Source organism: Streptomyces sp. NPDC001292 (assembly GCF_042896465.1).
Classification (GTDB): domain Bacteria; phylum Actinomycetota; class Actinomycetes; order Streptomycetales; family Streptomycetaceae; genus Streptomyces.
In genome coordinates this window covers 415,160-424,710 of the sequence record NZ_JBIAXG010000001.1, presented here as the reverse complement: position 1 = coordinate 424,710, position 9,551 = coordinate 415,160, and the positions used below count along the sequence as shown (strand labels likewise).

9 protein-coding genes are annotated in these 9,551 nt (G+C 74.6%); 2 read left to right on the top strand and 7 right to left on the bottom strand.

The genetic code is table 11. From position 1 onward, the window contains the following. Positions 1 to 128: 128 nt before the first annotated feature. From ACFY4A_RS01840 to ACFY4A_RS01815, 6 genes are all read right to left on the bottom strand, one after another. Entirely contained in the window at positions 129 to 866 is a 738-nt protein-coding gene (locus ACFY4A_RS01840; protein ID WP_390827436.1) for a bifunctional DNA primase/polymerase, read from the bottom strand. Positions 867 to 1,009: 143 nt separating this feature from the next. Beyond that, complete coding sequence (locus ACFY4A_RS01835; RefSeq protein WP_390827435.1) at positions 1,010 to 1,627, bottom strand: TetR/AcrR family transcriptional regulator; 618 nt, start codon at positions 1,625 to 1,627, stop codon at positions 1,010 to 1,012. 93 nt (positions 1,628 to 1,720) lie between these two features. After that, a complete protein-coding gene (locus ACFY4A_RS01830; RefSeq protein WP_390827434.1) occupies positions 1,721 to 2,716 on the bottom strand; it encodes a small ribosomal subunit Rsm22 family protein in 996 nt (331 codons plus the stop codon). A gap of 205 nt (positions 2,717 to 2,921) precedes the next feature. Then, the gene (locus tag ACFY4A_RS01825) at positions 2,922 to 3,143 is read right to left on the bottom strand and encodes a hypothetical protein (RefSeq protein WP_390827433.1); all 222 of its coding nucleotides are present in this window, start codon (positions 3,141 to 3,143) and stop codon (positions 2,922 to 2,924) included. A 92-nt stretch (positions 3,144 to 3,235) separates the two neighbouring features. Continuing rightward, complete coding sequence (locus ACFY4A_RS01820; RefSeq protein ID WP_390827432.1) at positions 3,236 to 4,423, bottom strand: serine hydrolase domain-containing protein; 1,188 nt, start codon at positions 4,421 to 4,423, stop codon at positions 3,236 to 3,238. Continuing rightward, on the bottom strand, positions 4,372 to 5,679 hold the full coding sequence (locus ACFY4A_RS01815; RefSeq protein ID WP_390827431.1) for a multidrug effflux MFS transporter: 1,308 nt from the start codon (positions 5,677 to 5,679) through the stop codon (positions 4,372 to 4,374). Before ACFY4A_RS01815 ends, ACFY4A_RS01820 begins: the two co-directional genes overlap by 52 nt. Before the next feature lie 110 nt (positions 5,680 to 5,789). Here ACFY4A_RS01815 and ACFY4A_RS01810 point away from each other — a divergent pair, with 110 nt between their 5' ends. Beyond that, on the top strand, positions 5,790 to 6,848 hold the full coding sequence (locus ACFY4A_RS01810; RefSeq protein ID WP_390827430.1) for a Gfo/Idh/MocA family protein: 1,059 nt from the start codon (positions 5,790 to 5,792) through the stop codon (positions 6,846 to 6,848). A gap of 88 nt (positions 6,849 to 6,936) precedes the next feature. Continuing rightward, positions 6,937 to 7,695: an SDR family oxidoreductase gene (locus tag ACFY4A_RS01805; protein WP_390827429.1), complete on the top strand. Its 759-nt coding sequence runs from the start codon at positions 6,937 to 6,939 to the stop codon at positions 7,693 to 7,695. A 294-nt stretch (positions 7,696 to 7,989) separates the two neighbouring features. Here the strand turns inward: ACFY4A_RS01805 and ACFY4A_RS01800 are convergent, their stop codons facing one another. Next, complete coding sequence (locus ACFY4A_RS01800; protein WP_390827428.1) at positions 7,990 to 9,237, bottom strand: D-alanyl-D-alanine carboxypeptidase family protein; 1,248 nt, start codon at positions 9,235 to 9,237, stop codon at positions 7,990 to 7,992. Between the last annotated feature and the right edge of the window lie 314 nt (positions 9,238 to 9,551).

Sequence of the window (9,551 nt, the reverse complement as noted above, 5' to 3'; positions counted from 1 at the left end):
GTGCGTGTCCGGCTCCTGGGCGGCGTGGCGGGCGCAGGCGTCGGTGAGGGGTTCCAGGAGGCTCAGGGGGTCCGGGAGGGCGTGCTCGGGGCCGCGCAGCGGGCCCGGGGGGTTCGGCCGTCGGGCGTTCAGTGGTGCAGGGGCCAGGACGTGGAGTGCGTGTCCGGCTCCTGGGCGGCGTGGCGGGCGCAGGCGTCGGTGAGGGGTTCCAGGAGGCTCAGGGGGTCCGGGAGGGCGTGCTCGGGGCCGCGCAGCCAGCGCACCTGCTGATCGTCGTCGCCGGGCAGGCGGGCCGGCGGTACCAGGACGTAGGAGCCGCGGCAGTGCCAGCGCAGGCCCGGGTGCTCGTCCATGGTCTCCGGGTGGCAGTCCAGCTCGCAGGGCCACCACTCGTCCTCGTCCTCGGGCGTGCCGCGGGTGAGGGTGAAGAACAGCATGCGGCCGTCGTCGCTCTCGGCGACCGGACCGACCTCGACGCCCTCCGCGAGCAGCCGCTCGAGGGCCTCGCGGCCGGCTTCCAGGGGTACGTCGAGGACGTCGTGCACCATTCCGGTCGCGGTGATGAAGTTGGCCTGCGGCTGGTGCCGGGCCCAGCGCTCGATCTGGGCGCGGTCGGTGGTCGACTGCGTCTGCCAGGCGAACGACACCGGGTGCCGGGCGGGCGTGGGACAGCCGACGCGGTCGCAGGAGCAGCCGTATCCGGTGGCCGGGTGCGCGGCGGGCGCGAGGGGCAGTCCCGCGGTGGCGGCGGCGAGCAGCAGGCCCTCACGACCGCCGTCGCCGGCGGTTTCCTTGGGGCGGCGTCCCCACAGCCACCTGGTGAGTTTGCCCTGCCGGCCGGTGCGGTCGCCGAACTCCGCGCTCATCTATCCCCTGACCTCGCTGGTGTGGACAGCATGTCCCATGGTCCCACCATCCTCCGCCTCGGGGGGCCGGAGCCCGCAACCGGGGGTGGCCGTGCCCGCATCCGGGGTGGCCGTGCCCGCATCCGGGGTGGCCGCGGCGGCGCTCAGCGCGGCGCGAGCCCGTACAGCGCGTAGTCGACGAGGGTGTCGGTGTACTCGTAGGAGATCGGCGCGGTGCGCTGGAGCCAGCGCTGGGCGAGTGGGGAGACGAAGAACTCCAGGGCGATCCGCGGGTCGACGTCGGGGCGTACGGCGCCGGCGTCCTGGGCCGAGCGCAGTCTGCGGACGTAGAGCTCCAGCTGTGGCTGGAGCAGCTTGGCCACGAACTGCCGGCCGAGCTGCTCGTTCACCACGCCCTCGGCGGCCAGGGCCCGGGCGGGCGCCTCGAACGCCGGGTCGAAGAGTTCGTCGACGGTGGCGCGCAGGACGGCCTTGAGGTCGGCGGCGAGGTCACCGGTGTCGGGGATCCCGTACGGCTGCCCGTCCCCCTGCCGGGCCGCCGCCTGTTCGCCGAGGTCGAGGAACGCCTCCATGAGCACGTCCGCCTTCGAGGTCCACCAGCGGTAGATCGTCTGCTTGCCCACCCCGGCCCGCGCTGCGATCGACTCGATCGTGGTCTTCGGATACCCGGTCTCGGCGACGAGCGCGAGCGCGGCGGCGTAGATCGCGCGGCGGGACTTCTCACTGCGGCGGCTGGCGTCGGGGGCGGGCTTGTCGGGCATGCGCCGACGGTAGCAGGGAGGTGAGACGGCGCGTCTCGCCGCTCCTCCCGAACCGTGCGGGTCCGCGCCCCGCCTGTGTGCCGGGGCCGGTTGCTAGCGCGTCGGGTCCGGGGGTGGCCAGGGGTCGCCCCAGTCCGTGTCGCGGGCCGCCTTGTACAGGTCGCCGTGGCGTTTGGTGACCGTCTCCCGGCGCAGGCCCTCGTCGGGCGTGCACAGGTTCAGCAGGACCTGGCCCTTGCGGATCTGGGGGCGGCGGACGACGCGCGCGGAGGCCGGGACGACCGGGAAGCGGGTGGCGGCGACGTAGCTGAACTTCTCGTCCTCGTAGGCGAGGGAGCCGCCCTTGACCTGCCGGTGCAGGGAGGACCGGCTGACGCGGGCCGAGAAGTGGCACCAGTCGGTGCCGGGCACGATCGGGCAGGCGGCGCTGTGCGGACAGGGCGCGGCGACCTGGAAGCCGGCCGCGATCAGCCGGTCCCGGGCCTCGATGACGCGGGCGTAGCCGTCGGGTGTGCCGGGCTCGACGACCACGACGGCGCGGGCGGCGGCCGCGGCGGCGTCCACGACGGCCGCGCGGTCGGGCTCGGTCAGCTCGCCCAGGACGTAGGAGACGGTGACGAGGTCGGTGTCGTCGAGGGTGAGCGCCGCGCCGATCCGGGCGCGCTGCCAACGGGCGTCGCGCAGGGCCGGGTCGGCCTCGGCGATCTCCCGGCCGAGGGCGAGCGCGGGCTCGGCCCAGTCGAGCACGGTCACCGGCCGGGTCCCGTCCCAGGTGGCGCCGACGGCCCACGCGGCGGCGCCGGTGCCGCCGCCGACGTCGGTGTGGCTGCCGGGCGTCCACTCCGGCACGGCCTCCGCGAACGCTTCCAGCGCCGAGCGCACCGCCTCGAAGGTGGCCGGCATCCGGTACGCGGCGTACGCGACCACGTCCGCGCGGTCGCGCAGGATCGGCGCGTCGGTCGGGGTGCTCCCCCGGTAGTTGGCGATCAGCCGCTCCACGGCGCCCGCGGCCTGCCGGGGCGGCAGTCCGTCGAGCAGACCGGAGAGCGCGGCGCGGAGGGTCTCCGACGTGGGTACGGCGTCGTTCACCGTGCGATTCTCTCAGGTCCGGAGGGCTGCCCGGACCCGCTCGCGTCTCTCACGTCCGGCCGGCGGCCCCAACCGGCCAGGGCCCTCGAGCTCCGGCGCATACCCCGAAAGACACTGATGCCCCTCAAGCTCCCTTACGCACCTCGAATCACCTAAGCCCCTCAAGGGACCGCCTGCCCGAACCCGACCAAGTCCCGGTACACCACTAGGCCCGCAGGGGCGCGGCGATGCGCAGGGTCGCGCGGACGGCAGCATTGTCCGCTGCGGCCCGGGTCGCCACCCCGCTCCCACCCACAGTGCGGCGGGACAGACAGACCTCGACGGGCTTCTTGGAGAGCATCGCGTGCGCCGCCGCCGCGGTGGTGGCCCTGCGGCTGCAGGCGACCTCCGGAGTTCCGCATGGGTAACCGGTCGCCACACCGTGCAAACCGCGACCTCGCTGAGGCCCTGACGGCCCTCTACGCGGTGTTCGCCCTCGTCTCTCAAGCGCCGCCACGCACCCCCAACCGCCCACGCCCCTCAGGCCCGGCGGGCCCCCCGGACCGCTCGGGCCAGCCGGGTCGCCGCTGCCGCCCGTGGGGCGTTCGCCGGGGGGCGTCGGCGGGGGTGGACCGTGTTGGCCAGGAGCACCAGGAAGGTGTCCGTGGCGGGGTCGAGGACCAGGGACGTGCCGGTGAAGCCGGTGTGGCCCGCCGCTCCGCCGCCCGCCAGTTCGCCCATGAACCACGGCTGGTCCACGGCGAAGCCCAGGCCCGGCGGGGCGAGCAGCAGCTCGACGAAGTCGGGGCCCAGGATCCGGGCGGGGCCGTAGGAGCCGCCCGCGAGCAGCGCGCGGCAGAAGACCGCCAGGTCGGGGCCCGTCGAGAACAGGCCCGCGTGCCCGGCCGCACCGCCCAGCGCCCAGGCGTTCTCGTCGTGGACCTCACCGCGCAGCATCCCCCGGTCCGCCTTGGCCCACGGTCGCCGCTGGTCCTCGGTCGCCGCCGCGCCGGGGCACGGGCCGAAGCGGGTCGAGGCCATGCCCAGCGGGCGGGTGATCCCGTCGTGGACCAGGACGTCCAGGGGGCGGCCGGTGACCCGCTCCAGGACGTGCTGGAGCAGCAGCGGGTTGAGGTCCGAGTAGGTGTACGTGCCGGGCACGCCCACCGGGGCCTCCGCGCGCAGCATCGCCGACCGGGCGGCGTCGTCGGGGCAGTCGTACAGCGGGAGTTCGGGGCGCAGCCCGGAGGTGTGGGTGAGCAGCTGCCGTACGGTGACGCCGTGCGCGGCGGCCGCCCGGAACTCCGGCAGGTACGCCCCCACCCGCGCGTCGATGCCCAGCGTGCCCCGCTCGATCTGCTGCACGGCGGCGACCGCGGTGAACAGCTTGGTGAGGGAGGCCAGGTCGAACGGCGTGTCCACGGTCATCGGCACCCGCTGGGCGGGCGGCAGTTCGACACCCCGGTCGGTGACGGGGTCGTAGGACGCGTACCGCACCGCCCAGCCCGCCGCCTCGGCGACGGCCACCACCGGGCCGCGCCCGGCGATCACGACGGCGCCCGCCGCCCAGGGGTGCTCCCCGATGGTGAGGTCGTGGACCTCGCGGACGAGGTGACGCAGCTCGGCGGGGTCCAGTCCGGCCTTTTCCGGTGTGTCCCCGCGCAGTCTCGGTGCGCTCAGCTCTCCTCCTGCACGCTCTCGGCCGCACGCGGCTTCCAGGGACGGCACATTCCCATGAAGCAGGCCAGCGCCACCAGCGCGGCCGCCAGTTGGACCAGCGCCATGGGCACGGCGGTGTGCTCCCCGGCGATCCCGACCAGCGGGGAGGCGACCGCGCCGATGAGGAAGGAGGACGTGCCGAGCAGGGCGGACGCGGAACCGGCGTGCCGCCGGGTGCGCATCAGGGCGAGCGCCTGGGTGTTGGGCAGGGTGACGCCCATCGCGGACATGAGCACGAACAGCGCGGCGGCCACGGGCACCAGGCCCACGCCCCCGAAGACCCCCGTGGTCATCAGCAGCAGGCCGGTCGCGGCCAGGATGACCACGGCGAGGCCGACGGCCAGCACCCGGTCCAGGCGGACCCGGCCGACCAGCACCCGGCCGTTGATCTGGCCCACGATGACCAGCCCGACCGAGTTGAGCCCGAACAGCAGGCTGTACGTCTGCGGGGAGGCGCCGTAGATCTCCTGGATCACGAACGGCGAGGCGGCTATGTACGCGAACAGCGCGGCGAAGGCGAAGCCGCCCGCGAGCAGGTACCCGCTGAAGGCGCGGTCGGCGAGCAGCCCGCGCATCGAGCCCAGCGCCTCGCCCACCCCGCCGCCGTGCCGGCGGGCGGGCGGCAGGGTCTCCGGGAGCCGGGCCCAGACGACCGCGGCCAGCAGTGCCCCGACCACCGTGAGGACGACGAACACGCCCCGCCAGTCCGTCACCCGCAGGATCTGCCCGCCGATCAGCGGCGCCACGATCGGGGCGACCCCGGATATCAGCATCAGGGTGGAGAAGAAGCGGGCCATGGCCACGCCGTCGTACAGGTCCCGGACGACCGCGCGGGCGATCACGATGCCGGCCGCGCCCGACAGGCCCTGGGCCAGCCGGAAGGCGACCAGCGTCTCGACGTTCGGGGCGAGCGCGCACAGTGCGGTGGCGAGGACGTAGACGGCCAGCCCGGCCAGCAGCGGGCGGCGGCGCCCCCACCGGTCGCTCATGGGGCCGACCACCAGCTGCCCGAGCGCCATGCCGGCCAGGCAGGCGGTCAGCGTGAGCTGGACGGTGGCGGCCGGGGCGTGCAGGGACCGGGTGACCTCCGGCAGGGAGGGGAGGTACATGTCCATCGCGAGCGGGGGCGTCGCGGTCAGCCCGCCGAGGATCAGGGTCACCAGCAGCCCGGCACGGCGGGCCGCGCGCGCCGGTGGTCCGGCGAGTCCCCGCTCCGGTACGGCCGTCTCCGGCGCGTGCGGTGCCGGCGCCCCACCCTCCGACATGTCTGTCCCTCCCACTACGGCCCTCTCCGGCCCTCTCCCGCTGATCCGCCGCCTATGCTCTCAGCTCGTACGCCGTGCCGAGGAACGCGTGAGCGAGGGTGGGGTCCGGGATGTCGGAAGTGTCCGGGGTGGCGGAGCAGACGGTGCGCTGGGGGATTCTGGCGACCGGCCAGATCGCGGCCGCGTTCACCGCGGACCTGGTGGACCTGCCGGACGCCGAGGTCGTGGCGGTGGCCTCGCGCGCCGAGGAGCCGGCGAAGGCGTTCGCGGAGCGGTTCGGGATCCCGCGGGCCTACGGCGACTGGGATGCGCTCGCCCAGGACCCGGACATCGACGTCGTCTACGTCGCCGCCCCGCACGCGGCTCACCGGGCGGCCGCCGGCCTGTGCCTGGCGGCCGGGCGGAACGTGCTGTGCGAGAAGCCGTTCACGCTGAACCTGCGGCAGGCCGAGGAACTCGTCGCCCTCGCCCGGGAGCACGGCCGGTTCCTGATGGAGGCCATGTGGATGTACTGCAATCCACTGGTACGGCGGCTGAAGGCACTGGTCGATGACGGCGCGATCGGCGAAGTACGCACCGTCCAGGCCGACTTCGGGCTCGCCGGCCCCTTCCCGCCCTCGCACCGGCTGCGCGACCCGCACCTGGGCGGCGGGGCGCTGCTGGACCTCGGCGTCTACCCGGTGTCGTTCGCGCAGTTGCTGCTCGGCGAGCCGTCGGACGTCACGGCCAGGGCGGTGCTCTCCACGGAGGGCGTCGACCTCCAGACCGGCGCGCTGCTCTCCTGGGACGGCGGCGCGCTGGCCCAGCTGCACTGCTCCATCACGGGCTCCACGGCGACCTGCGCCTCGGTCACCGGTTCCAAGGGCCGGATCGACGTGCCCTCCGGCTTCTTCCACCCGGAGCGTTTCGTCCTGCGCCGGCACGGCCGTGAGCCGGAGGAGTTCACCGCGGACCCGGCCGACGGGCCGCGCACCAGCCTGCGGCACGAGGCACGGGAGGTGATGCGGGCCCTGCGCGCCGGCGAGACGGAGTCGCCGCTCGTGCCGCTGGCGGGCACCCTGGCGGTGATGCGGACGCTGGACGCGGTGCGGGAGCGGATCGGCGTGCGGTATCCGGGGGAGGCGGGCGGACCGGACGCCGGCCAGGCCCGGGAGGCCGCGCTCGCCTGAGCCGCGCGACGTCGGCGGGCATCGGCGGACATCCGTATGGCGGACAGTGGATTCCGCGTGGCGGACCGTCCTCGTACGCTCCGGTGCCATGACCGACAGGCAATCGAAGATCGCGGTGGTGACCGGAGCCGGCTCGGGTGTCGGGCGCGCCGTAGCCGTGGAACTGCTGCACGCGGGCTGGTCCGTGGCCCTGGCGGGGCGCCGCCCCGAGACGCTCGAGGAGACGGCGGCGCTCGCCCCGGGGGCCGCAACCCTCGCCGTACGCGCCGACGTGGCCCGGCCGGACGACGTGGCCGCGCTGTTCGCCGCCACCGTCGAGCGGTTCGGACGCGTCGACCTGCTGTTCAACAACGCGGGCACGTTCGGGCCGGGCGGCGTGCCGGTGGAGGACCTGTCCTACGAGGCGTGGCGGCATGTGGTGGACACCAACCTCAACGGGGCCTTCCTGTGCGCGCAGGCGGCGTACCGGCGGATGAAGCAGCAGGCCCCGCAGGGCGGCCGGATCATCAACAACGGCTCGATCTCGGCGCACACGCCCCGGCCCCACTCGGCGCCCTACACCGCCACCAAGCACGCCCTGACCGGCCTGACCAAGGCACTCTCCCTGGACGGACGGCCGTACCGGATCGCGGTCGGGCAGATCGACATCGGCAACGCCGCCACCGACATGACGGCCCGGATGGAGTCGGGCGCCCTCCAGGCCAACGGGGAGGTGGTGCCGGAACCCGTGATGGACGTCGCGGACGTGGCACGCACCGTACGGCACATGGCGGAACTGCCGCTGGAGGCGAACGTGCAGTTCGCGACGGTGCTGGCGACGACGATGCCGTACGTGGGGCGGGGCTGAGCGACCCGGGAGGGAGCTGTGAGCGGCACGGAGCGGACGGTCGCAGGGACCCCCCGGGGGCAATCTGCACAAGCGGAATCCCAACCTCCATACCACCGGGGCCGGTAGAACGCCTATGCTCGACATCTCCTCCATCGAAGCTTCACAGTTGGAGCAGCGCGCTTCCGTCGGCCGGGTCCAGAGCCACATCTCGGGGGGAGGCGGCAGCCGTTCCACGGCACCGGCAGGGGGTGGGCCCCGCGGCGGCACCGCGGGGTGCACGCCGGTGCGTGGAACGGCTGCCGCGCAGTCGGCTCAGCGCCGGTGGCGGCCCCCCGTGTCGGCGGTGGCCGCTGACCGGCGTCGACGCAGCGCCCACATGCCGCCGGTCAGCAGCACGACCGTCCCGCCCGCACCTTCCAGCAGTCGCCAGGCCGAGGGGCGGCCCTCCGCCGCCGCGCCGGGCGGCCCGGCGGCGGCCGGTGCGGCCTGCTTCTCGGCAGAGGCGCCCGCGTCCGCCTTCGCCCCGCCCTCGCTCAGCGGCTCGACCAGCGTGCCGACGGGCTGCGCGGAACGCCCCTGTCCGAAGCCCCAGTCGAGCAGGGCGGCGGTCTCCTCGTAGACGGCGTTGCTGCCGGCCGCGGGGTTCAGCACCGTGGCCAGCAGGGTGCGGCCGCCGCGTACGGCCGCACCGGTGAAGGTGTTGCCGGCGTCGCTGGTGTAGCCGTTCTTCACCCCGATCAGGCCCTCGTACGCCTTCAGGCCCCACGCGCCGGTCAGCAGGCGGTCGGTGTTCTGGATCCGGAAGCTCTTGTTCCGGCCGGCCGGGAAGTCGGCGGCGCGCGTGCCGCAGTAGCCGCGGAAGTCGGCGTTGCGCAGCCCGTGCCGGGCGATCAGCGTCAGGTCGTACGCCGAGGACCGCTGACCGGGGTGGTCGAAACCGTCCGGGCTGACCACGTGGGTGTCCAGGGCCTGGAGGTCCTCGGCCCTGGCCTGCATCTCGGCGACCGTCTTCGCCACCCCGCCGTTCATGTGGGCGAGCACGTGCACGGCGTCGTTGCCCGAGCGCAGGAACACGCCCTGCCACAGCTGCTCCACCGTGTAGGTGGTCCCGGCCCGGATTCCGACGAGGCTGGAGCCCATGGGGATGTCGGCCAGCTCGGCGCCGGTGACGGTGTGCCGCTCGGCGCGGTGGAACTTCCCCAGCACCGTGTCCGCGAACAGCATCTTCAGCGTGGAGGCGGGCGCGAGGGGCTGGTGCGCGCGGTAGGCGGCGAGCACGTGTCCCGTCTCCCAGTCGGCGAGGAGCCAGGCACGGGCGGTGAGCCGGCCGGGCAGACCGGTGGCGCCGCTCACCTGCACTTCCGCACGGGCCAGCCGCTCGCCGCCGATCACGGTCGCGGCGCGGGCAGGGGTGACGCCACGGGCAGGGGTGACGGCGCGGGCCGGGGTGGCGGCCCCGGCCGGGCCGGTGGCGGTCATGGCGGTCAGCGGTGCGGCCGTGGCGAGGGCGAGCAGGGAACGCCGGGACAGGTGGTGGGGGGACCGAGAGGAATCACGCACCCGGGGACCGTACAAAGCGAGACCGAGCCCATGCGCGACATGCCCTCAAAACCTGGTCAAAAGATCATCAAAACGAGTCATCGGATGACCTGTCGAATTGCGTGGCCCGCTCCACGCCCGTTCCCCCGCTCAACCCCTGCTCCCCCGCTCACCGCCCCAGGGTGCGGTCGGTCTCGGCCGGCTGGGCGGCGGTCGGCGGGCCCTCGGCGAGCGCCCTCGCGTTCTCCTCGGCCTGGGTGACCGAGCGGAAGCCCGGGAACGCCGCGAGTCGGTGCGCGCGCGAGGGCGAGGCACCGTACGGAGACTCGCGTCCG

Coding starts and splice junctions, on each gene's coding strand:
- ACFY4A_RS01840 (WP_390827436.1), bottom strand. CDS start 866: ATGAGCGCGGAGTTCGGCGACCGCACCGGCCGGCAGGGCAAACTCACC.
- ACFY4A_RS01835 (WP_390827435.1), bottom strand. CDS start 1,627: ATGCCCGACAAGCCCGCCCCCGACGCCAGCCGCCGCAGTGAGAAGTCC.
- ACFY4A_RS01815 (WP_390827431.1), bottom strand. CDS start 5,679: ATGTCGGAGGGTGGGGCGCCGGCACCGCACGCGCCGGAGACGGCCGTA.
- ACFY4A_RS01805 (WP_390827429.1), top strand. CDS start 6,937: ATGACCGACAGGCAATCGAAGATCGCGGTGGTGACCGGAGCCGGCTCG.
- ACFY4A_RS01810 (WP_390827430.1), top strand. CDS start 5,790: ATGTCGGAAGTGTCCGGGGTGGCGGAGCAGACGGTGCGCTGGGGGATT.